21 protein-coding genes are annotated in these 20,589 nt (G+C 73.0%); 8 read left to right on the forward strand and 13 right to left on the reverse strand.

Annotation, left to right across the window (positions count from 1 at the left end):
- Positions 1-5 precede the first annotated feature (5 nt).
- Genes WCD41_RS24425 through WCD41_RS24455 form a run of 7 tightly spaced genes read right to left on the reverse strand, consistent with a single transcriptional unit; the run spans position 6 to position 7,092 of the window.
- On the reverse strand, positions 6-1,049 hold the full coding sequence (locus WCD41_RS24425) for a 2,3-butanediol dehydrogenase (RefSeq protein ID WP_337717383.1): 1,044 nt from the start codon (positions 1,047-1,049) through the stop codon (positions 6-8).
- Entirely contained in the window at positions 1,049-1,807 is a 759-nt protein-coding gene (locus WCD41_RS24430) for an SDR family NAD(P)-dependent oxidoreductase (protein ID WP_337717385.1), read from the reverse strand. The genes WCD41_RS24425 and WCD41_RS24430 overlap by 1 nt, the downstream gene beginning before the upstream one ends.
- Before the next feature lie 7 nt (positions 1,808-1,814).
- On the reverse strand, positions 1,815-3,365 hold the full coding sequence (locus WCD41_RS24435) for an FAD-dependent monooxygenase (RefSeq protein WP_337717387.1): 1,551 nt from the start codon (positions 3,363-3,365) through the stop codon (positions 1,815-1,817).
- A gap of 4 nt (positions 3,366-3,369) precedes the next feature.
- Positions 3,370-3,978: a VOC family protein gene (locus WCD41_RS24440; protein ID WP_337717389.1), complete on the reverse strand. Its 609-nt coding sequence runs from the start codon at positions 3,976-3,978 to the stop codon at positions 3,370-3,372.
- Positions 3,975-4,958, reverse strand: a complete 984-nt coding sequence (locus tag WCD41_RS24445) for an alpha/beta fold hydrolase (protein WP_337717391.1) — start codon at positions 4,956-4,958, stop codon at positions 3,975-3,977. Before WCD41_RS24445 ends, WCD41_RS24440 begins: the two co-directional genes overlap by 4 nt.
- Complete coding sequence (locus WCD41_RS24450; protein ID WP_337717393.1) at positions 4,955-5,824, reverse strand: fumarylacetoacetate hydrolase family protein; 870 nt, start codon at positions 5,822-5,824, stop codon at positions 4,955-4,957. Before WCD41_RS24450 ends, WCD41_RS24445 begins: the two co-directional genes overlap by 4 nt.
- A gap of 23 nt (positions 5,825-5,847) precedes the next feature.
- Positions 5,848-7,092, reverse strand: coding sequence for an acyl-CoA dehydrogenase family protein (locus tag WCD41_RS24455; protein ID WP_337717395.1), 1,245 nt, complete (start codon positions 7,090-7,092; stop codon positions 5,848-5,850).
- A 98-nt stretch (positions 7,093-7,190) separates the two neighbouring features.
- Here WCD41_RS24455 and WCD41_RS24460 point away from each other — a divergent pair, with 98 nt between their 5' ends.
- From WCD41_RS24460 to WCD41_RS24470, 3 genes are all read left to right on the forward strand, one after another.
- Positions 7,191-7,952, forward strand: coding sequence for a GntR family transcriptional regulator (locus tag WCD41_RS24460; RefSeq protein ID WP_337717397.1), 762 nt, complete (start codon positions 7,191-7,193; stop codon positions 7,950-7,952).
- A gap of 131 nt (positions 7,953-8,083) precedes the next feature.
- Positions 8,084-9,145, forward strand: a complete 1,062-nt coding sequence (locus tag WCD41_RS24465; RefSeq protein WP_337717399.1) for an alcohol dehydrogenase catalytic domain-containing protein — start codon at positions 8,084-8,086, stop codon at positions 9,143-9,145.
- A gap of 26 nt (positions 9,146-9,171) precedes the next feature.
- The gene (locus tag WCD41_RS24470) at positions 9,172-10,050 is read left to right on the forward strand and encodes an LLM class flavin-dependent oxidoreductase (RefSeq protein ID WP_337717401.1); all 879 of its coding nucleotides are present in this window, start codon (positions 9,172-9,174) and stop codon (positions 10,048-10,050) included.
- 65 nt (positions 10,051-10,115) lie between these two features.
- On the opposite strand, the gene WCD41_RS24475 is transcribed toward WCD41_RS24470, so the two are convergent.
- A complete protein-coding gene (locus WCD41_RS24475) occupies positions 10,116-11,651 on the reverse strand; it encodes an HNH endonuclease signature motif containing protein (protein ID WP_337717403.1) in 1,536 nt (511 codons plus the stop codon).
- Between the two features lie 396 nt (positions 11,652-12,047).
- Here WCD41_RS24475 and WCD41_RS24480 point away from each other — a divergent pair, with 396 nt between their 5' ends.
- Genes WCD41_RS24480 through WCD41_RS24490 form a run of 3 tightly spaced genes read left to right on the forward strand, consistent with a single transcriptional unit; the run spans position 12,048 to position 15,108 of the window.
- The gene (locus tag WCD41_RS24480) at positions 12,048-14,165 is read left to right on the forward strand and encodes an FG-GAP repeat domain-containing protein (protein WP_337717405.1); all 2,118 of its coding nucleotides are present in this window, start codon (positions 12,048-12,050) and stop codon (positions 14,163-14,165) included.
- Positions 14,162-14,485: a hypothetical protein gene (locus tag WCD41_RS24485; protein WP_337717407.1), complete on the forward strand. Its 324-nt coding sequence runs from the start codon at positions 14,162-14,164 to the stop codon at positions 14,483-14,485. The genes WCD41_RS24480 and WCD41_RS24485 overlap by 4 nt, the downstream gene beginning before the upstream one ends.
- On the forward strand, positions 14,482-15,108 hold the full coding sequence (locus WCD41_RS24490; RefSeq protein WP_337717409.1) for a GNAT family N-acetyltransferase: 627 nt from the start codon (positions 14,482-14,484) through the stop codon (positions 15,106-15,108). The genes WCD41_RS24485 and WCD41_RS24490 overlap by 4 nt, the downstream gene beginning before the upstream one ends.
- Here the strand turns inward: WCD41_RS24490 and WCD41_RS24495 are convergent.
- Positions 15,105-15,569: a MarR family winged helix-turn-helix transcriptional regulator gene (locus WCD41_RS24495; protein WP_337717411.1), complete on the reverse strand. Its 465-nt coding sequence runs from the start codon at positions 15,567-15,569 to the stop codon at positions 15,105-15,107. The two genes, WCD41_RS24490 and WCD41_RS24495, sit on opposite strands and share 4 nt — an antisense overlap.
- A gap of 50 nt (positions 15,570-15,619) precedes the next feature.
- Here WCD41_RS24495 and WCD41_RS24500 point away from each other — a divergent pair, with 50 nt between their 5' ends.
- Complete coding sequence (locus WCD41_RS24500; protein WP_337717413.1) at positions 15,620-16,102, forward strand: VOC family protein; 483 nt, start codon at positions 15,620-15,622, stop codon at positions 16,100-16,102.
- A gap of 4 nt (positions 16,103-16,106) precedes the next feature.
- Here the strand turns inward: WCD41_RS24500 and WCD41_RS24505 are convergent, their stop codons facing one another.
- The 3 genes from WCD41_RS24505 to WCD41_RS24515 all read right to left on the reverse strand — a co-directional run bounded on the left by WCD41_RS24505 (position 16,107) and on the right by WCD41_RS24515 (position 19,778).
- On the reverse strand, positions 16,107-17,009 hold the full coding sequence (locus WCD41_RS24505; protein ID WP_337717415.1) for a DUF5996 family protein: 903 nt from the start codon (positions 17,007-17,009) through the stop codon (positions 16,107-16,109).
- 17 nt (positions 17,010-17,026) lie between these two features.
- On the reverse strand, positions 17,027-18,529 hold the full coding sequence (locus WCD41_RS24510) for a S10 family peptidase (RefSeq protein ID WP_337717417.1): 1,503 nt from the start codon (positions 18,527-18,529) through the stop codon (positions 17,027-17,029).
- Positions 18,530-18,602: 73 nt separating this feature from the next.
- Positions 18,603-19,778: a M24 family metallopeptidase gene (locus WCD41_RS24515; protein ID WP_337717419.1), complete on the reverse strand. Its 1,176-nt coding sequence runs from the start codon at positions 19,776-19,778 to the stop codon at positions 18,603-18,605.
- A 112-nt stretch (positions 19,779-19,890) separates the two neighbouring features.
- On the opposite strand from WCD41_RS24515, the gene WCD41_RS24520 reads away from it, so the two are divergent.
- Positions 19,891-20,316 (forward strand): cupin domain-containing protein, encoded by a 426-nt coding sequence (locus WCD41_RS24520; protein ID WP_337717421.1) that lies wholly within the window; start codon positions 19,891-19,893, stop codon positions 20,314-20,316.
- A 32-nt stretch (positions 20,317-20,348) separates the two neighbouring features.
- Here WCD41_RS24520 and WCD41_RS24525 read toward each other — a convergent pair whose 3' ends face one another.
- Positions 20,349-20,564, reverse strand: a complete 216-nt coding sequence (locus tag WCD41_RS24525) for a hypothetical protein (protein WP_337717423.1) — start codon at positions 20,562-20,564, stop codon at positions 20,349-20,351.
- Between the last annotated feature and the right edge of the window lie 25 nt (positions 20,565-20,589).

The raw sequence follows: 20,589 nt of genomic DNA on the forward strand, positions 1-20,589 counted from the left end.
TCTCGTCACAGGTCGATGAGCACCTTCATCCGCTCGCCGCGGCGCAGCTGCTCGTAGACCGTGAGCAGGTCGTCGAGCGACGCGTGGTCGACCCAGCCCTCACCGGTGATCTCCCCGCGCGCCATGCTGTCGATGACGTGGCGGTAGTCGTCGTCGGTGTAGACCAGCGACGCGACGATCTGCGCCTCGCCGAGCAGCAGCGAGGTCGGGTTGAGCTCCATCGCCTGCTCGTGGATCCCGACGACGACGACCTTGCCCTGCGGGGCGAGGGCGCCGATGCCGGTGAGGATCGCGGCGCCGACCCCGGCCGCGTCGAACACCACCCGCGCGCCGAGGCCGTCGCTCGCGTCGTGGGCCGCCGCGGCGACCTCTGTCGTGGTGGGGTCGATGACGTGCTCGGCGCCCAGCCGCGTCAGGATCTCGCGGCGCTGCGCCGACGGGTCGCTCGCGACGATGTCCGTGATGCCGGCGGCCCGCAGGGCGAAGTACAGGCCGACGCCGATCGGGCCGAGCCCCGCGATCACCGCGAGCTCGCCCGGCCGGACGCCCGAGATCTTCACGGCGTGGTAGGAGACCGCCATCGGCTCGACCAGCGCCCCCATCTCGAGCGAGACGCTCTCCGGCAGCGCGAACACCATGCTCTCGGGCAGCACCGTGTACTCGGCGAGCCCGCCGCCGGGTCCGGACAGGCCGTGGAACGCCAGCACCCGGCAGGTGTTGGGCGACCCCGCCCGGCACGCCGGGCACTGCCCGCAGGTGTAGGTGGGCCGCACCGCGACGCGGTCGCCCTCGCGCACCGACGCGACGCCGTCGCCGACCGCGACGACGGTGCCGGAGAACTCGTGCCCGAGGGTGACGGGTGCCTGGATGCCCGTCTGCGGGTGCGGCGCGACCGGCACGAACGTCTCCTGCGAGAAGTACTCGTGCAGGTCGGAGCCGCACACGCCGTTGTGCGCGACGCGGAGCTTCACCTGGCCCGCGCCCGGCTCCGGCTCGGCGACGTCGTCGATGCGGATGTCGTGCGGGTGGTGGTAGACCGCGGCGCGCATCAGCCGGCCATCCCGCCGTCGATCGCGAAGGTGGTGCTCGAGACCATCGCCGAGGCGTCGGAGGCCAGGTAGAGCGCGGCCTGCGCGATCTCGTCGGTGGTCGTGTGCCGTCCCAGCGGGATGAGCCCGTCGAAGACGCTCGCGGCGTCGGCCTGCGACTTCCCGGTCGCGCGCATCTCGATGTCGTCCTGGAACGGCGTCGACGTCGGCCCCGGGTGCAGCGTGTTGACGCGGATGCGGCGGTCGGCGACCTCCTTGGCCGCCGAGCGCATCAGGCCGACCTGGCCGTGCTTCGCAGCCACGTAGGCCGAGAGGTCGCCGAAGCCGACCAGGCCGACCACGCTGGAGGTGATGATGACGCTGCCGCCGTCGGTGACGTGCGGGAGCGTGTGCTTGAGGACGTGGAACGCGCCGGTGACGTGCACGGCGAGCACCCGGGCGAACACGTCGTCCGGATAGTCGACGATCTTGGCGACCTCGCCGGAGATCCCGGCGTTGGAGAACACGACGTCGAGGCGCCCGAACCGCTCCACCCCGGCGGCCACGGCGGCCGCCACGGCGTCGGAGTCGGTGACGTCGGCGACCGCCGAGACCGCGCGCTCCGCGCCGATCTCCTCGACCGCGGCCTCGAGCTTCGCCTTCTCGATCCCGACGAGCACGACCTTCGCGCCCTCGCGGACGAACAGCCGCGCCGACGCGAGGCCGATCCCGCTCTCGCCGCCGGTGATGAGGACGACCTTGTCCTGGAGCTGAGCCATCGACCCATCATGGCCGTGATCGGCCGTGCACAACAGGAGCGCCGCACGCCCGGCCCAGCACCTCGGGGGCTCCGGCGGCGGCGTCGGTGGTCCCCCGCCAGGCCACGTGCTGATCCGGACGCACGAGCAGGAGGTCCGGTCCGGGCGCGTCGAGGATGCGGAGGTCGACGCCCCGGGCGCGGGCGGCGTCCGCGAACGCCCCGGTCGCGGCGCCCCGGGGTCCGAGCAGCGTCAGCTCCGGCCCGAGGTCGTCGTAGCGCGAGTGGCCCGGCGCGACCCATGCGTGGGGCAGGCGGTCGCCGGCACCCTCGGCGACCACGGGCGAGCGGTCGTGCACGACGTCGAGGACGAGGTCGAGCGCGTGGAACTCGGCCGCCTTGGTCTCCTGGATGCGCCGGTGGGCCGCGGCGCGGGCGCGCTCGCCGGCGGCGTCGTCGCGGTCGAGGTCGGGGTGGAGCAGGTCGGTCGAGAGCGTCCGCATGTTGTCCTCGGCCGCGCGGACCACCCGCTCCTGCACGGGACGGCGCTCGGCCTCGTAGCTCGCCAGCAGCTCGGGACCACCCCAGCCCCGCAGCACCGCGGCGAGCTTCCAGCCGAGGTCGACCGCGTCCCCGAGGCCGGTGTTGAGCCCGTGTCCGCCGAAGGGCGGGTTGAGGTGCGCGGCGTCCCCGGCGAGGAACACCCGCCGGTCCCTGGCCCGGTCGACGAGCTGCATGCGCGCGGTCCACGGGTCGGTCGAGAGGACCTCGGCGTCGACCGGGACGCCGGCGACGGCCTCGACGATCTCCCGGGCGCGCGCGTGCCCGGCCTCGCGCTCGACCCCGAACGCGATGACCCACCACGTGCCGTCCCGGTCGATCGGGCCCATGAGCGCCGGGGCGTCGGGGTTGACCGTCCAGTACTGCACCGCCGGGCCGTGGCGCACGTGCCGCCACAGGTCCGGGGCGCGCACGACCATCCCGAAGTTCGGGCGCAGCGCGTGCTCGCCGAGGTAGGCGGCGCCGATCTGCTCGCGGACCACGCTGCGCGGCCCGTCGCACCCGACGACGTGGTCGGCCGTGATCGTCTTCTGCGTTCCGTCCTCGTCGTGGACCTGCACCCGGACCTCGTCCTCGTCCTGCTCCAGCGCGACCACCCGGCGGCCGGTCGCGAGGGTGCACGGCGCGAGCTCGCCGACGACCTCGCGCAGCAGCTCCTCGAGCACGTACTGCGGCGCCTGCTGCCCCGGCTCCGCGCAGCGCCCTTCTTCGGGCGCCAGGCCGAGCACCCCGTGGAAGCGGGAGAGCTCGTGCCCGGCGAGCGAGATGCAGAACACGACGTCCTGCGACCACGCCACCGGCAGTGGCGCGCGGTCCCGGAGCCGGTCGGCGATCCCCCAGCGCCGCAGGTGCTCCATCGTGCGGACGTTGACCGTCTTGCAGCGCGGCCGGCTGCGCGACACCGTCGTCCGCGGCTCGACGACGACGCACTCGATGCCGCGCCGGCCGAGCTCGACAGCGGTGGCGAGCCCGACCGGCCCGCCACCCGCGACGAGGACCTGCGTGCGCTCGGGAAGCACGGGGTCAGTAGACCTCGGGCAGCAGGAGGTCGGCGGGCGGGTTCTCCGGCTTGTACTTGCCGGCCCGCGCGCCCTCGTGGATCTCCTCGGGCGAGACGCCCTGCGCGCGGGCCTCGACGAGCTGGTCGGGGTCGAACCACTCGCCGATCGGGTTCTCGGCGAACTCCCGGGACGCCCAGATCCACTCCTTGGACGTCGCCCAGTCGCCGAACGCGTCGAACTGGATCTCGACGCCGTTGCCCTCCGGGTCGGCGTAGTACATCGACATCGTGATGCCGTGGTCGAGGCACATGAACGGCGTGATGCCGTGGTCGCGCAGCCGCTCGTAGTTGTCGAGCCACTGGCCGAAGGTGTCGTACTCGAACGCCGTGTGGTGCAGGCCCGCGCTCGTCGGCTTGTTCACCGGTGCGTGCACCGCGGGATGCCTGATCAGCGCGATCCGGTGGTTGGCCTCGTCGTTGGTCAGCCAGGCCGCGGTCTCGGCGTAGTGCACGGGGTAGAGCCCGCACACGAGCCCGTACCAGCGCACCATCTCGTCCAGCTTCAACGTCAGGAACGTCGCGTGGTGCAGCTTCGGCGGGATGATCGGCGACTGTCGGTGCGCGGCGGTCATGGCGTCTCCAGTGGGTCGAGGGTCGCGACGAAGTCGAGGACGGCCTCGACGTACTGCTTCGGGGCGTGCTCGTGCATCGAGTGCGGCATCTCCGGGAACGAGCGGTAGTCGATCCGCTGCCCGGCCTCCGCCACGAGCTCGCAGGCGCGGCGGGCCTGCTGGTCGGAGGACGCCCCGATGAGGCGCGCGGTCTGCTCGTCGACGGTGCGGAAGTGGTGGGTGAACAGCACCGGCACGCGGACCGCGCGCAGCATCGTCACGTGGTCGCACGACGCCGTCGCGGCGCCGCTGGTGAAGGCCCGGCCCCACTCCGGGTCGTACTCGCGCAGGTTCTGCCCGGCGGGCGGGTAGGCGTCGGGGGCCGGTGGCGGGATCATCGACGCCAACGCGCGCAGGATCTCCGGGGGCAGCGCGGTGGGCATCGCGCGCAGGAGCCCGTCCCAGTCGCCGACCTTCCACTGGTCGCCGAGCCAGGTGTTCCACGCGTCGAACACGGGCCCGATGGCCTGGCGGATGCCCGGCCCGACCGCCGGCGCGGTCTGGCACGCGAACACCGGCGGGTCCTCCCACACCGCCGCCCGGATCTGCCCGGGCTTGGCGAACGCCGAGAGCCAGGCCGAGAGCACCCCGCCCGACGACATGCCGCTGACCAGGGTCGGCCGCCCGATCACGAGGTCGATGAAGCGGACGAGGTCGCCGCCGAAGATGTCGATCGTGTACCGGCCGGGCGTCCACGTGGAGCGCCCCTGCCCGCGCAGGTCGACGGCGTGCACGTGGAAGTGCTCGACGAGCAGCGGCATCGCCGCCGCGTAGCCCCACCACGACTCCGACTGCCCCGGGATCAGCAGCAGCGGGGGCGACGACGGGTCACCGGCCGTCGCGTAGTTCATGCGGATCTCGCCGAGGTCGACGAGGTGCTCGTCGAACGCGTGGGAGACGAAGGTGCCGGCGCGGTCGGCGGCCTCCAGCGGGGCGCTCACGAGACGAACCTGTGCTGCATCTGCCCGATCCCGGCGCACCAGGTGACGAGCTCGTCGCCGTCACCGAGGAAGCGCGGCGGGGTGCGGCCCGCGCCGATGCCGGCCGGGGTCCCGGTGAAGACGACGTCGCCGGGCAGCAGCGTCACGATCGCCGAGAGCTCGGCGACCAGGTCCGGCACCGAGAAGATCATCGCCCCGGTGCGGCCCTTCTGGACGCCCTCGCCGTTGACGAGGCAGCCGAGCTCGAGGTCGTCGGGGTCGAGGCCCGCCGCCCGGAGCTCGTCGACGCTGACGAGGGCCGGGCCCATCGGGCTGAAGCCGGGGTAGGACTTGCCCAGCCCGAACTGCGGGGGCGGGGCGGCGAACTGGGTGATGCGGTCGGAGAGGTCCTGCCCGACGGTCAGGCCCGCGACGTGGTCCCACCCCTGCGACGCCGGGATGCCGTGACCTCCCCGGCCGATGACGGCGACGAGCTCGACCTCCCAGTCGACGGTGCCCGCCGACAGCCGGATGTCGCCCTGCGGACCGGTGAAGCTCGACGCGTACTTGGTGAACACCAGCGGTGTCGTCGGCAGCTCCATGCCCGACTCGGCGGCGTGGTCGCGGTAGTTCAGCCCGATCGCGAAGACCTGCGGCGGGCGCGGGGCGACGGGGCCGAGGGCGCCCGCGTCGAGGGGGACGGCGTCGGCGAGGTCCGCCGAGGCGGCCCAGTCGCGGAACTCGTCCCACCGGTCGTAGACGGCCTGCGGGTCGGCGGCGAAGCGGCCGTCGGCGGCGCGCTCGACGTCGATGCCGCGGATCCCGCCAGACGACTCGGGGTCGGGCTCGACCAGGGTGAGCCGTCCCGCGTGGTTGGCGATGCGCACGTGTGTCCTTTCGGGGAGGAGGGCTAGACGAGGGCGGTGACGCCGTCGGTGAGGCCCAGGAGGGCCCGCCCGTAGACCTCGGTGGAGATCGCCGGGCTGATCACGGCGTGGCGGGAGGCGACCTCGGAGTCGCGCCAGATCCGCTGCAGGGGGCTGGCCTCGGCGAACGAGCCGGCGCCGTGGGCGGAGACGAGCGTCCGGATGGCCTCGCGCGCGTTCTCGATCGCGGCGCCGGTGTCCATGCGGACGCGGGCCCGGGCGGCGTAGTCCGGGTAGACGCCGTCGGCGGCCGCCTGGTCGATGTCGGCGGCGGCCCGGTAGGCGAAGAGGTGCGCCGCGTCCACGAGCGACGCCGCCTTCGCCACCGCGAGCTGGAACGTCGGTGCGTCGGTCTGGACGTCGTAGAACGTGTAGGAGATCGCGCGCTTCGGGGCCTTCTCGATGACGAGGTCCAGCGCGGCCTGCGCGAGGCCGAGTTGCGGGCCGGCGAGCACCAGCGCGGCGACCGGGATGAACGCCGAGCGGTAGAGCGCCTCGTCGGTGTGCTCGGTGGCGTAGCGCCCGCCGATCGCGGCGGGGATCGAGATCACCCGGTGCTCGGGCACGAGGACGTCGCGGGCGACGAGGGTGTTGGAGCCGGTGCCGCGCATGCCCGCGACGAACCAGGTGTCCTCGATGGTCAGGTCGCTCATCGGCACGAGCGCGAGGCCCTGGTCGACGACCTCGCCGTGCTCGTCCTCCCATCCCGTCGCTTCGCTCGCCCCGGCGGGCACCGGGAAGCCGACCACGGCCCACTGGGCGTGCAGGCAGCCCGACGCCCAGCCCCACGTGCCCGTCACCCGGTAACCGCCGTCGACCTTGGTCGCCTCCGCCGACGGCGCGAGCACGCCGGCGATCCGGGCCTCGGGCGCGCTCTCCCACAGGTCGCGCTGGGCCTGGTCGGGGAAGAGACCGGCGAAGAAGGAGCAGACGTTCATCAGCGTCGTCACCCAGGACGTCGACCCGCAGCCACGGGCGAGCTCGCGGGACACCTCGAGCTTCGTGCGCATGTCGGTCTCGAGGCCGCCGAGGCGCCGCGGCTTCATGATCGAGAACAGGCCGGCCTCGTCGATCAGCGCGATGTTCTCGTCGGCGACCCGCCGGTCCTCCTCGGTGCGCGCCGCGTGGCGGGCCAGCACCGGGACGATCTCGCGGGCCCGTCCGACGAGGTCGGCCCGCAGCGCGCGGGCGGCGTCGGACGTGCCGGGTCGGTCGAGGGAACAGGTCATGAGCACCTCCGCGTCGCGGCCACCTCGGCGTGACCTGAGCCACGTCGGACGGTAGAGCGCTAACTTATAAGATGTCAACGCGCGCTATGCTGCCGCGCATGCCGGACCAGATGGGGGTGGCGGTGGACGGGGGCGTGCGCTCGGTGGCGTCGCGCAAGGCGTCGGCCGTGGACCTCGTGCTGCACGAGATCCGTCGCTCGATCCTGTCCGGGGAGCTGCCGCCGGGGCGGCCGTTCACGGTCCCGGCGCTCACCGAGCAGCTCGGCGTCAGCCACGTGCCGGTCCGCGAGGCCCTGCGCCAGCTCGAGGCCCAGGGGCTGATCACGCTGAGCCCGTCGCGCAGCGCGATCGTCACCCCGCTCGACCCCGACGACCTGCGGGCCATCTACCGGCTGCGGATCACCGTCGAGTCCGAGCTCGCCGCGCTGTCGGCCCCGGAGCGCACCGACGAGGAGATCGCCTCCCTCGACGCCCTGGTCCGCGAGACCTTCGGCGAGGTGATGCAGGAGGCGTTCTGGGCGCCCCACCGCGCGTTCCACGCCGCGATGATCGAACCGGCCGCGAGCGACTGGGACCGCCGCATGCTCGCCCCGCTCTGGGACGCCTCGGAGCGCTACACCCGACTCGTCTTCGACCCCGTCGAGGCCCCCGAGTCGTTCGCCGAGCACCGGGCGCACGCGCACGACGCGATCGTCGACGCGGCCCGCACGCGCGACCCGCGGCGCGTGGGCGACGCGGTGCGCGAGCACCTCGAGAACAACCTGGCCACGATGCTGCACGAGATGCGCACGCTCGACGCCGCGCGCCGGCAGCGGTGGAGCGGCGATCACGGAGCCGGGGGCCGGCGCGCCACCTCGTGACCGTTCCGGAGCCGAACCGTCGTGGACGACCGGTTCCCCCGGCTGGAAGCGTCCTCGGCGGACCGGGAGTTCCTGCCCAGATCGACCGTGACCGCCACGAGCTCCTGGAGACCCCTGATCGGGAGGGAACCATGAGCGACACCATGAAGGCCCTGGCGTTCCTGGGCGCCGGCAAGGTCGGGCTCGTCGAGCGGGCGATCCCGCACGCGGGCCCGGGCGACGCCGTCGTCCGGACCACCGCCTCGCTGATCTGCACCTCGGACGTGCACACCGTCGCCGGCCTGCTGCCGGTGCCCGAGGGGCGGCTGCTCGGGCACGAGAGCGTCGGCGTCGTCCACGAGGTCGGTGAGGGCGTCACGTCGGTGCAGGTCGGCGACCGGGTGGCGGTCAACGCCGTCACCCCCGACGGGACCTGCGACAACTGCCAGGCGGGCTACACCTCGCAGTGCGGCGGCCCGCTCGGCGGCTACCGGTTCACCGTCCAGAAGGACGGCAACATGGCCGAGTACTTCCACGTCAACGACGCCGACTACAACCTCGCACCGATCCCGGAGGGCCTCGCCGACGAGGTCGCCGTCTACGCCTGCGACATGCTCTCCACCGGCATCATCGGCTCGGAGAACGCGAACATCCCGATCGGCGGCACCGTCGCGATCTTCGCCCAGGGCGCGGTCGGGCTCTCGGCCACGATCGGCGCGAAGCTGCGCGGCGCCGGGCTCGTCGTCACCGTCGAGGGCATACCGGGCCGCCAGGAGCTGTCGCGGCGCTTCGGGGCCGACGTCGTCATCGACCCGGCGTCGGGCAACGTGGCCGAGCAGATCGTCGAGCTCACCGACGGCGGCGCGGACTCGACGGTGGAGGCCCTGGGCAACCAGGTCACCTTCGAGGGCGCCCTGTACGCCACCCGGCCCGGCGGGACCCTGTCCAACGTCGGGTACCACGGCGAGTCGGGTCCGACGGTCACGATGCCGCTCGACGCCTGGGGCCTCGGCATGGCGAGCAAGAAGATCGTCACCGACCTCTGTCCCGGCGGCCGGCTGCGCATGGAGCGGCTGATGCGGCTGCTGGCCAACGGCAAGGTCGATCCCACGCCCATGACCACCCACCGCATGGGGATCGACCAGGTCGAGGAGGGCTTCGCGATGATGAGCGAGAAGCGCGACGGGATCGTGAAGCCGTTGATCACCTTCTGAGCCGGGTCGCGGCAGGATCGTCTCCCGTGCGCATCGGGCTGACGATCCTGCCGGAACACCCCGTCGCCGAGACGCGGCGGCGCTGGGCCGCGCTGGAAGAGCTCGGGTTCGACCACGGGTGGACGTTCGACCACCTCGGCTGGCGCTCGCTCGCGGACTCGCCCTGGTTCGGGACGGTGCCGACCCTTTCCGTCGCGGCCCTGGCGACGTCACGGCTGGAGATCGGCCCGCTGGTGACGAGCCCGAACTTCCGGCACCCGGTCGTCCTCGCCCGCGACGTGATCACCCTCGACGAGATCTCCGAGGGCCGGGTGACGATCGGGCTGGGCGCCGGCGGATCCGGTCACGACACGGAGGTCCTCGGCGCGCCGCCCCCGGCGAACCGGGCCGCACGATTCGAGGAGTTCACGACGCTCCTCGACCGCCTGTTGCGCGAGGACCACGTCACGGTCGAGGGCGAGTACTTCTCGGCCGTCGACGCGCGCACCCTACCGGGGTGCCGGCAGCGTCCGCGGGTGCCGTTCGTCGTCGCCGCGAATGGGCCGCGGGCGATGCGCCTGGCGGCGACCGTCGGCGACGGGTGGGTCACGACGGGCGCGAAGGTCGGGACCCTCGACGCCTGGTGGGCGGCCGTGCGCGACGCCGCCGGGCGGATGTCGGAGGCGCTCGAGACGTCGGACCGCGGGGCGGGTCCCCGTGGTTTCCGGCGCTTTCTGCAGACCGACGCCGCCCCGACGTCGAGCATCGCCTCGGCGGCGTGCTTCGAGGACTTCGTCGGACGCGCCGCCGAGCTGGGGTTCACCGACGTCGTCGCGCCCTGGCCGCGCGCGGACGGCCCGTTCGCCGGCGAGCAGCACGTCGTCGACGACATCGCCGCCGATGTGCTTCCGCGGTGGCAGGCGTAGGCGGCCGCTCGGTCTCCGGAGGCTTTCAGGAGAACGCTTCGATTCTCGAAGCGTTCTCCTGCTCCTCAGAGGGGGACGTGGGGTCGGCCGCCGGGTCGGGGTGTCTGGTCGGTGTCGACGATCCAGGGTGGGGTGAACCAGGGCCTGCCCTCGATCATCTCCATCGTCCAGTGCCGGTGGTGGAGCAGCTGGTGGTGATAGCGGCACAGCAGCACCATGTTCTCCAGCGCGGTGTCACCGCGGTGCCGGTACCACTCGCGCACGTGGTGGGCTTCGCAGCGGCGCGGGCTGCGGTCGCAGCCGGGGAACGCGCACCCCCCGTCCCGCAGGTGCAGCGCGCGGCGGATCGCGTCGGTGGCGGTGCGCTGACGCCGACCGACATCCAGCGGCTCCGATTTCGAGCCGAGCACGACCGGCACGATCTCGGCGTCGCAGGCCCACCGGCGCACGGTGGCGGCGTCGACGGTGAAGCCCGAGTCCAACGTCCCGAACCCGCCGGCCGTGCCGTTGTTCTCGGCGAGGGCTTCGCAGAGCCAGCGGTGGTCGATGGTGACGGTCAGCAGCGCCCGCCCCGGTCCCCCGACCCAGCCAGTCCTGCCGCGCGTCGTGGTGGTGGTGGGGCGGCGGGGTTCGGGGATCAACGCCCACGGCTCGTCAGCACCGACCGCGTCGCCCTCAGCCTGGGTGCTAGAGCCCGTGCTGTCGCTCTCGCCCGAGTCGCTGTCGCCCGAGTCGCTCGTGTTGCTCTCGCCCGAGTCGTCGGCCGCGGCGGGCTCCCTGTCCTCGGCGGCGTCGGCGGTGCTGTCGGTGGTGTCGGTGTCGGCGGTGGTGTCGGCCTGCCCGTGTTCGGTCTCGGTGGCCAGGCCGTGGGGGCGGCGGGCGTCGCGGACCAGCTCGTGCAACGCCTCCATCTGCCGCCGCCCCAGCGGACGCTGATCCTCCGCACCCGCCGGGGCGGAGAGCACGGCGATCACGTTGACGAACGCCTCGGCGTCCATCGGATCGTGCATCGCACCCTTCAACACCAGCGACCCGTCCCGGCGGCGCACCACCAGCAGCTCGTCGCGGGAAGCCCCACCCTCGGGTGGGGCGGCCCCGTCGGGGTCGCAGCGGTCGATGATCTGCTTGGCGAGCTTGTCCAGCATGTGCGGCGCCATCGCCCGCGCGGCTTGGGCCAACGACGCCTCGATCACCACCAGATCCGGCAACGACGGCGCCGCCACCCCCGCCAGCCCAGACAGCCCCGCCAGCTTCCGCATCGTCTCCCGAATGATCTTCACATGCCCCGGGTCGACCAACCCCGCGCGCAGCGCATCGCCAGTGGCCGGCAACCGCGCCGGCAACGGCTCTCCCGCCATGCTCCGACGTGGACACACATCCTGGGCCTCGGCCACCAACCGCTTCGCCTCCGTCTGGCCGAGGTGGTCCCGATCCGCGAGCAACCCGTAGGTCGTGCGGTACCCGGCCCGGCCGGCCACACCCGACTCGTCGAGCTCGGCGACGACCTCGAGGCGCTGGTAGTACCCGCGGCGGTGAGCGCGCACGGCAGCGTCAGCGCGGTCCAGGACCTCCCGCTCGACACCACCCACCTGTTCGCTCATGTGTTCGAATGTAGCCCCGACCCCCGACAGTCCCGGGCTCGTTCGGAGAACCCGGCCGAAGAATTTCGCGATCAGCGCCACCTCGGTCGCGACGAGGGAGAATTCCGCGCGCTCGCGTCGGTCACGCCGTGACGTCGAGAGGTCACGCACCGAGCGTCACCACAACGGAGGTAGATGCACGTATTCGGTGCCTGTACAACAACTCACGGGGCAGGTGGCGACGAATATCGCATCAGAACGAGTATCGCGCCGCCGGAAAGTGTTGGGGGATGATCGATCATGGCCGGCGATCTCGGTATAGCGGAATGGATCGTCCTCGGATCCTCGGATCGTGAGCGCCCGTCGAGGCCCGCCGCAGGGCCTCCGCTCCTGCATCGCTACGGGCGGGTCGGGATCGTGGGTGCGTCGAGCCGGAAGGCCGCGACGCAGGGCGCCGGCGCGGCCGCCGCGGCCGCCGTGGCCCCCGAGCTCACCGACCCGACCGAGGTCGAGGAGCTGGGCCTCGCGGCGTTCCGGCTGCGGGAGTCCGACGAGTTCCGCTCGGCCAAACGCCACCGACCCCGGCAGGGCGAAGCGTGGGACATGGTCGGCTGCACGCCCGAGCCGCCCACCTCCACCGCCCGCACCGCCGCGGCTCCGGGCACCGCGGAGGGAGCGGCGGAGGCAGCGGCGGGGGCAGCAGCGCCGACGAGTTCCTACCTCGAGGGCAGCGTCGCGGTCGGCATCGTCATCGTGGACGGGCCGGGCGCGCAGGCGTTCACCGCCGCCGAGCGGACCAAGGTGGTGGCCGAGGTCCAGAACGGGCTCGGGTACTTCGCCTCCGTCAATCCGATCGCCGGGATCAGCTTCACCTACGACGTCCGGCACGTCACGTTGACCCTCCCGGCGAACCCTTCCGCGGCGGATCTGGAGGGGTACTGGCGGGATCCGGCGATGGCGGCGCTCGGCTACAGCGCCGACTGGAGCGGCGTCCGCGCGTACGTCGAGCACATCCGCACACAGTTCGGCACGACCTGGGCCTACTGCGGGTTCTTCACGAAGTATCCGCTGCCCCACTTCGCCTTCGCGAGCATCGGCGGTCCCCGCCTCGTCATGGACTACAACAACGACGGGTGGGGCCCCGACAACATCGATCGCGTGTTCGCCCACGAGACCGGACACGTCTTCGGATGCCCGGACGAGTACGCCGCCAGCGGCTGTGACTGCGGCGGTTCCTGGGGACGATTCGGCCTGCCGAACTCGAACTGTGAGAACTGCGCGCCGGAGGGTGGCGTGCCCTGCCTGATGCGGTCGAACACCTTCGGCCTCTGCCTCTACACCCCCGGCCACCTCGGGTGGGCCCCCAAGCTGGTCATCAACGACCTCGGCTACAACGCCGGCGGCTGGCGCGTCGACCAGCACCCGCGGTTCCTCGCGGACACCGACGGTGACGGGCGGGCCGACATCGTCGGCTTCGGCAACGCCGGGGTCCTCGTCTCGCGGTCCCTCGGTGGTGGCGCCTTCGAAGCGCTCAAGCTGGTGATCAACGACTTCGGCTACAACGCCGGCGGCTGGCGCGTCGACCGGCACCCACGGTTCCTCGCCGACACCACCGGCGACGGCAAGGCCGACGTCGTCGGCTTCGGCGACGCCGGGGTCTACGTCTCGCGATCTCTCGGTGGCGGCACCTTCGAGGCGCTCAAGCTGGTCATCGGCAACTTCGGCCAGAACGCCGGCGGCTGGCGCGTCGACCGCCACCCACGCCTGCTCGCCGACACCACCGGCGACGGGCGGGCCGACGTCGTCGGCTTCGGCGACGCCGGCGTCTACGTCTCCCGGTCACTCGGTGGCGGCACCTTCACCGCACCCCAGCTCGTCATCAGCAACTTCGGCCACAACGCCGGCGGCTGGCGCGTCGACCGGCACCCACGGTTCCTCGCCGACACCACCGGCGATCGCTGCGCCGATGTCGTCGGCTTCGGCGACGCCGGGGTGTACGTCTCGCTGTCTCTCGGCAACGGCACCTTCTCCGCGCCTCAGCTCGCGATCTCCGACTTCGGCTACAACTCGGGCTGGCGGGTCGACCGGCACCCACGGTTCCTCGCCGACACCAGCGGCGACGGCCGGGCCGACGTCGTCGGCTTCGGCGATGCCGGGGTCTACGTCTCCCGGTCACTCGGTGGCGGCACCTTCGAGGCCCCGAAGCTGGTCATCAGCAACTTCGGCTACAACGCCGGCGGCTGGCGGGTCGACCGACACCCGCGGTTCCTCGCCGACACCACCGGCGACGGCAGGGCGGACGTCGTCGGCTTCGGCGACGCCGGGGTCTACGTCTCCCGGTCCCTGGCCAGCGGCACCTTCGAGAGCCCGAAACTGGTCGTCGGCAACTTCGCCTACACGGCGGGCGGCTGGCGCGTCGACCGCCATCCCCGCCTGCTCGCCGACACCACCGGCGACGGCAAGGCCGACATCGTCGGCTTCGGCGACGCCGGGGTGTACCTCTCGGGACTGTGGCCGTCGAACCTGACCCCGTGACCGACGACGAGGTGCTCGTGGTCCTCGCCGACACCGCCGACTTCGACGAGGCGGTCGAGGAGCTCCGACGGCGGGCGACGGTCCTGCACCTGATGCCGCCGCGGCTCGCCGTGGTCCGCCTCCGGCCGGGCGTGCCCCTCGAGGCGCTGGGGGTCGCGGGGAGCCAGGTGTACCGCGGCGCGCCCCCCACCTCGGTCCTGGCCGACCTCACGGAGGCCGAGCAGGGCTTCGCGCAGGGGTGGACGGCGCCCCCGAAGCAACGGCGCGGAGATCAGCTGAGCTGGGACGCCTCCGGGTTCGAGCCGCCCGACCCTCGGTGACGCTCCCGCAGTCCGCGCTCCGGATCGAGCACGCCGGGCTGGTGCTCGCGCCGCCCGGGGACGGGGAGCTCCGGGTCCTCGCGGAGATCGTCGAGACACCGGGCGGCATCGTCACCGCCGAGGAGGCGCACTACGTCACCTGGCCCACCGGGAGCGCGGCGGCCGTGGCGAGCTTCCTCGCCTTCCACCGGAGCCTGCGCGTTCCGCCGGCGCCGCAGCGCTGGCTCGTCCCGTTCGCCGTGCTCCACGACGGCCGCGCGGTCGGCGTCGTCGTCCTCGAGTCGGCGGCGTGGACGACGGAGCGGACGGTCGGCACCCGCGCCTGGCTCGCGCGCACGCACCAGGGACGCGGCCTCGGACGCCGCGCCCGTCTCATGCTGCTCGAGCTCGCGTTCGCCCACCTCGATGCCGCCGGGGCCGTGACCACCGCGGCTGCGGACAACGCGGCCTCCCGGCGCATCACCGAGCGCCTCGGCTACCGCGAGACCGGACGGGGCCGGGCCGCCGACGGCGTCGACGAGGTCCACTACCGCCTCGCTCCCGACGCCTGGCGGGAGCAGCGCCTCGACGCCGTCGAGGTCCGGGGCATCGCGCCGTTCCGCGCCGCGATCGACCGCGCCTAGCCGGGCGCCCCGTCGACCCGCGCGAGCACCGCGTCGGTGATGTCGGCCCAGGTCCGCACCTGCGCGTCGTCCAGCCCGTCGAACACCAGCGACTGCACCGCCTCGACGTGCGCGGGCGCCGCCCGCTCGATGGCGGAGCGGCCCGCCGTGCTCAGCACGACGAAGGCGCCGCGGGCGTCGTCGGGGCAGTCCTGGCGCTCGAGAAGACCGCGGCGCTCCATGCGCGAGAGCTGGTGGGACAGGCGGCTCTTCTCCCACTGCACGTGATCGGCGAGCTCCTGGACCCGCATGGGCCCGTCGTGGGCCTCGCTGAGGGCCACGAGCACGTCGAAGTCGGACAGCGACAGCCCCGAGTCGGCCTGGAGCCGGCGGTTGAGCTGCGCGTGCAGCCGCGCCTGCATGGCGAGGTGGCCACGCCACGCGCGCTGCTGGCGGTCGTCGAGCCACCGGGGATCAGCCATGCAGGCCATCGTAGTTGACACGTCATCGAAAGGCGAGGAAGGTAGGTGACATGTCAACGATCACCGAGGCCCGCGACCGCATCCGCGACACCTACCTCAAGCCCCTCGGCGAGCGGCCCGCCTCGACCGCCCGCGGGCTGCACCACACCGCCCTCGTGTCGAGCGACGTCGAGCGGACCGTGCGCTTCTACCAGGAGATCCTCGGCTTCCCGCTCACCGAGCTGATCGAGAACCGCGACTACCCCGGCTCGTCGCACTTCTTCTTCGACATCGGCAACGGCAACCTCGTCGCCTTCTTCGACTTCCCCGGCCTCGACGTCGGCCCTTACGCCGAGGTGCTCGGCGGGCTGCACCACCTGGCGATCAGCGTCGAACCGGAGCGCTGGTCGGAGCTGGTCGCGCGCCTCGAGGAGGCCGGCGTCGAGCACGAGGTCCACAGCGGCGTCTCCGTGTACTTCCGCGACCCGGACGGCGCGCGCATCGAGCTGATCGCCGACCCCCTCGGCGAGATGTACGGCCACCAGGTGCTGTGACGGTCTACCGCTCCAGCTCCCCGCGGTCCCAGTCCCCGCGCACGGCCGCCGCCTCGTAGGTGTCCTGGAGGAACGCGAGCAGCGTGCCCTCGGGATCGGCGCTGGTGCGCACGGCCTCGTAGGGCAGCAGGAACTGGCCGCCGGCCTCGAAGTAGTACGCGTCCGACGGGCGCACCGGGTGCTCGCGGAACCCTGCGGGCTCCGGGTAGGCGTAAGCGTAGAACGCGCCCTCCTCGCCCCCGCCGGGCCAGAACCCGGCACTGGAGAGCTCGTGGGAGTAGCCCTCCACCATCACCCAGTCGCCGCAGTTGGGCGCCCCGCCGGGGTGCTCCGGCGCGCGGCGTCCCGAGAAGCGGGTGACGGCCATGTCGAAGCTGCCCCAGAAGAAGTGGACGGGGCTCACCTTGCCGAGGAAGCGCGACCGGAACTCGGTGAGCACGCGGTCGGTCGCGACGAGCTGGCCCCAGAAGCGGTGCACCGCGTCGGCGTCGTAGCTCGCGTGCTCGTCGTCGTCCTCGAACGGGATCGCGCGCACGACCTCGACGGGCCGGGTGTAGACCGGGACGTCGAGCCCGAGGTCGTCGAGGGCCCGGCGCGTCTCCGCCCAGAACGCCGAGACGGGCTTCGGCTCGAGCGCGACCGTGCGCTCCTCGCCGCTGCTCACGCGGATGCGCAGCACGTGGGCGACGAAGTCGAACTCGACGTCGAACAGGCGCCGGCCCCACGGGACCGACGACGTCGTGAGACCGCGGGGCGACACGTAGAGCGGCACCTGCCACCAGTGGTTGACCATGGGCGCCGCGGCCAGGCGGAGCTTGCCGACCACCTGCGTCCACATGTGCAGCGTGTCGCGCGTGGCCTCCCACTCGGCGACGCGGAGTGCGGGCCAGCCCTCGTCCGTTGTCATGATCACGAAAGTACCCGTCAGCTCTCGGCAGGTCCGGCGACGAAGCGCGCGATCGCCGCCGTGAACTCGCGGCGGCTCTCGGTCCACGCGTAGAACATGTGGCCCCCTTCGAAGTGGTGCACCGTCAGGCGCTCGGCCGTCCCGGGGTCGAGGCGCATGAGGTTGCACAGACGGTCGGTCGCGAAGTACGGCGTCTGCAGGTCGTGACGGCCGTGGGTGATGAACGCGCGGGTGTGCGGGTTGAGCGCCATCCCGTAGCGGAAGTCGTCGGTCGCGCCGGGGATGGGCTGCAGGTAGACGCCCGCGGCGTCGTTCTTCCAGTTCATCACCACGTCGACGTTGAGGAGCTTGTACTCGCGATCGGTGTCGACGCCGATCTCGGAGCGCAGGATGCGGTTGACCCCGGCGGTGAACACCGGCCCGATGCCGGTGAGGGTGGGGTCGCCGCCGGTGAAGACGTCGCGGTCCGGGAACGGGTCGGTCGCCGTCACCGTCGCGTCGTAGCGGCCGACGATCCGGCCCTCGTCGCGCAGGAGCTCGCGCGTGAACGCGGCCACGCGCACGCGCCCGGCCATCCGCGTGACGAAGGGCAGCGAGAGGCCGAGCAGATCGGCGAGGCGCGTCATCACCCGCTCGCGATCCTCCCCGGGCAGCGACGCGCCGCGGGTGAGGAACACGGCGTACTCGCCGGTCGCGAACTCCTCGGCCTCCCGGCGGACCTCGGCCAGCGGCGTGCCGGACGCGAACGCCCGCGACCGCCCGTGGTGGTGGGCGGCGAGGACCATCGTCGGCAGGACGTCGACCCACGGCACCACGTCGTAGTCGCCCCCGCCGAGCGCGCCGACGGCGAGACCCGCGAACTCCAGCGCCGGCGAGATGAGGATGGACCCGGTGATCCCGATGCCGGCGGTCTCCTGCAGCACCCGCGTGAGCCGGCCGACGCGGTAGCCGCCGTAGCTCTCGCCGGCGAGGAACACCGGCGAGCTCCAGCGCCCGTTCTCGGACAGCCAGCGGCCGATGAACTCCGACATCGCGGCGAGGTCGCGGTCGGTGCCGAAGTAGGCGTTCGGGTCGGCGTCCTTCGACTCCCCCTCCCCGCCCTTCTCGATCATGCGGCTGAAGCCGGTGCCGACGGGGTCGACGAAGACGAGGTCGGTGAACGCGAGCCACGAGTCGTCGTTGCTCACCAGCCGGGGCGGCGGGGCCGGCATCGTGCCGTCGCCGGGGACGTCGATGCGCTGCGGGCCGACCGCCCCGACGTGCAGGTAGGCCGACGACGCGCCGGGGCCGCCGTTGAAGACGAACGTGACGGGCCGTTCGCCGTCGGGGTCCGCGACGTACGCGACGGAGAAGATCTCCGCGGTGGGCTTCTCCTCCTTGCGGAGCACCAGCCATCGGGCGGTCGCCGTGTACTCGAGCCCGTTCCAAGTGCCGGTGGTCGAGGCGCCCTCGGGAGGCTCGTGGGTGGTGCCGGGTGCGGGCTTCTCGCCGGCCTTCTCGGTGGCCTCGCCGCCGCTCATCGTCTCTCCTCGTGCCGGGTCGCTCGTCGGTACCCGGACATCGAAAGGCATGCCGCCACGGCACGGTCAAGCGCTACAGCAACCGGTCCTCCACCGGCGCGTGGGAGATCAGCTCCGGGGCGCCGTCGGTGACGACGATCTGCTCCTCGAACTTGGCGCCGACGCTGCCGCCGACGCGGCCCATGTAGCCCTCGACGCTGATCACCATGCCGGGCAGCAGCACGCCGTCGTGGTGCCCGTCGACGACGATCGCGGGGTACTCGTCGGCGGCGCCGCAGCCGTGGGCGATGAAGGGGTAGCGCAGCGCCCGGTACTCGGCGGGCAGCCGCGGCGCGAGCAGCTCGCCGAGCTCGCGGAAGCTGCGCCCGGCGCGGAACTCCGGGATCGCCTCGTGCACGAAGTCGTGGGCGGCCCGGTACACGTCGCGCATCTCGCGGGTGGGCCCGGCGTCGCCGCAGACGTAGCTGCGCGAGATGTCGGTGAGGTAGCCGTAGGGGCCGACGAGGTCGGTGTCGAACGCGACCATCTCGCCGTCGCCGACGACGCGGTGGGTGGCCTCCTGCATCCACGGGTTGGTGCGCGGCCCCGAGCTCAGCAGGCGGGACTCGGCGTGCAGCGCGCCGTGCGACACCGTCTCCTGGGCGAGCACGGCCCACAGCTCGAGCTCGGTGAGGCCCGGCTTCATGCGCTGCAGGAAGTTGCCGACGGCGATGTCGGTGAGGCGGGCGTTCTCGCGGTGGATGGCGAGCTCGACCGGCGACTTCACGGCGCGCGCCGACTCGATCGCCGGCACGGCGTCGACCACGCGCCGCCCGAGCCCGGCGAGCGCGAGGAACACGACGGTCTCGGCACGGTCGACGCCCAGCGGCGCGTCGGCGAGCCCGCGCGCGCGCAGCTCGTCGTCCACCTCGGCCATGGCGACCGCGGCGTCGGCGGCGGTCTTCGGCCCCGAACCGAAGAAGGTGAACGCGTGCGCCGGGCGGATGTCACCGTCGGGCCAGCGCTCGCGCGCGACGTGCATGGCCTCGGTGGACTCCCAGAGCACCGGGTCGGACTCGGCGAACACCAGCGCCCACCGGTACGAGCAGTGCAGGTTGGCGACGAGGAACGGGCCGTCGCACGTCACGTAGCGGACGTTGCCCGGGTCGAAGAGCACGGCGACGGCGATGCCTGCCGCGGCGAGCGAGGCCTGCGCGCGGGCGAGCCGCTCGGCGTTGAGCGCGGGGAGATCGACCGTGGACGGCGCCATGTCGCGCATGGTGCGACCGCCGTGTGCTCCCCGTCCATCACGGCCGCGGACAGACGATCGTGTACCGCCGGTACACGGTTGACTCGGCGACACCGCCGCGCACGCTGGGGCGATGAGCGAGACGAGCATCGAGCGCGCCGACGAGGGCGCCTTCCCGTACCGCCTGCACGAGGGCGAGGCGCCCGTGCGGATGCAGTGGTACTTCCGCGAGCAGACGCGGCTGCCGGTGGCGGTGCACCGCTGGGTGTTCCCGCCCGGCGCGACCGAGGGCAACCACGTCCACGGCGACGACCACCCGCTCGACGAGCTCTACCTGCTCGTCACGGGGCGGGCGACGATGACGCTCGGCGAGGAGCGCGTCGACATGGTGGCCGGCGACGCGCTGCTCGCGCCGGCAGGCGTTGACCACGGCGTGCGCAACGACGGCTCGGAGCCCGCCGAGTTCGTCGTCGTGTGGGGCGCGCCGGGCGGGGGGTTCGACTGGAGCCCGTACGGCTCGGGCCGGGCGGCGGAGGAGGCGGCCGCGGCCGGAGCGTGAGCTCACGTCCGGAGCAGCGGACCGCCCGGGACTCAGTGCTCGGGGTGCGGCGTGCGGAAGGGCGGGGCCGGGCGCCCGCGCAGCTCGTCGTCGAGGGTGTCGTCGCCCGGCTCGGCGTCCGGGAAGACGTCGGGCTCGTGGTGCTCCCCGAAGCCCGGGGCCTCCCCCGGCGCGCCCAGACCCGGGTCGGCGGCGGCGATCTCGTCGGCGTGGACGTGGCCGGGGACGTGGAACGACTCGTCGGTCATACCTGACGATGGCGCACGCGGGCGA

The sequence above is a fragment of the Actinomycetospora aeridis genome (assembly GCF_037400275.1).
Lineage (GTDB): Bacteria > Actinomycetota > Actinomycetes > Mycobacteriales > Pseudonocardiaceae > Actinomycetospora > Actinomycetospora aeridis.

Coding starts and splice junctions, on each gene's coding strand:
- WCD41_RS24425 (WP_337717383.1), bottom strand. CDS start 1,049: ATGCGCGCCGCGGTCTACCACCACCCGCACGACATCCGCATCGACGAC.
- WCD41_RS24430 (WP_337717385.1), bottom strand. CDS start 1,807: ATGGCTCAGCTCCAGGACAAGGTCGTCCTCATCACCGGCGGCGAGAGC.
- WCD41_RS24440 (WP_337717389.1), bottom strand. CDS start 3,978: ATGACCGCCGCGCACCGACAGTCGCCGATCATCCCGCCGAAGCTGCAC.
- WCD41_RS24455 (WP_337717395.1), bottom strand. CDS start 7,092: ATGACCTGTTCCCTCGACCGACCCGGCACGTCCGACGCCGCCCGCGCG.
- WCD41_RS24460 (WP_337717397.1), top strand. CDS start 7,191: ATGCCGGACCAGATGGGGGTGGCGGTGGACGGGGGCGTGCGCTCGGTG.
- WCD41_RS24465 (WP_337717399.1), top strand. CDS start 8,084: ATGAGCGACACCATGAAGGCCCTGGCGTTCCTGGGCGCCGGCAAGGTC.
- WCD41_RS24475 (WP_337717403.1), bottom strand. CDS start 11,651: ATGAGCGAACAGGTGGGTGGTGTCGAGCGGGAGGTCCTGGACCGCGCT.
- WCD41_RS24495 (WP_337717411.1), bottom strand. CDS start 15,569: ATGGCTGATCCCCGGTGGCTCGACGACCGCCAGCAGCGCGCGTGGCGT.
- WCD41_RS24500 (WP_337717413.1), top strand. CDS start 15,620: ATGTCAACGATCACCGAGGCCCGCGACCGCATCCGCGACACCTACCTC.
- WCD41_RS24505 (WP_337717415.1), bottom strand. CDS start 17,009: ATGACAACGGACGAGGGCTGGCCCGCACTCCGCGTCGCCGAGTGGGAG.
- WCD41_RS24510 (WP_337717417.1), bottom strand. CDS start 18,529: ATGAGCGGCGGCGAGGCCACCGAGAAGGCCGGCGAGAAGCCCGCACCC.
- WCD41_RS24515 (WP_337717419.1), bottom strand. CDS start 19,778: ATGGCGCCGTCCACGGTCGATCTCCCCGCGCTCAACGCCGAGCGGCTC.
- WCD41_RS24520 (WP_337717421.1), top strand. CDS start 19,891: ATGAGCGAGACGAGCATCGAGCGCGCCGACGAGGGCGCCTTCCCGTAC.
- WCD41_RS24525 (WP_337717423.1), bottom strand. CDS start 20,564: ATGACCGACGAGTCGTTCCACGTCCCCGGCCACGTCCACGCCGACGAG.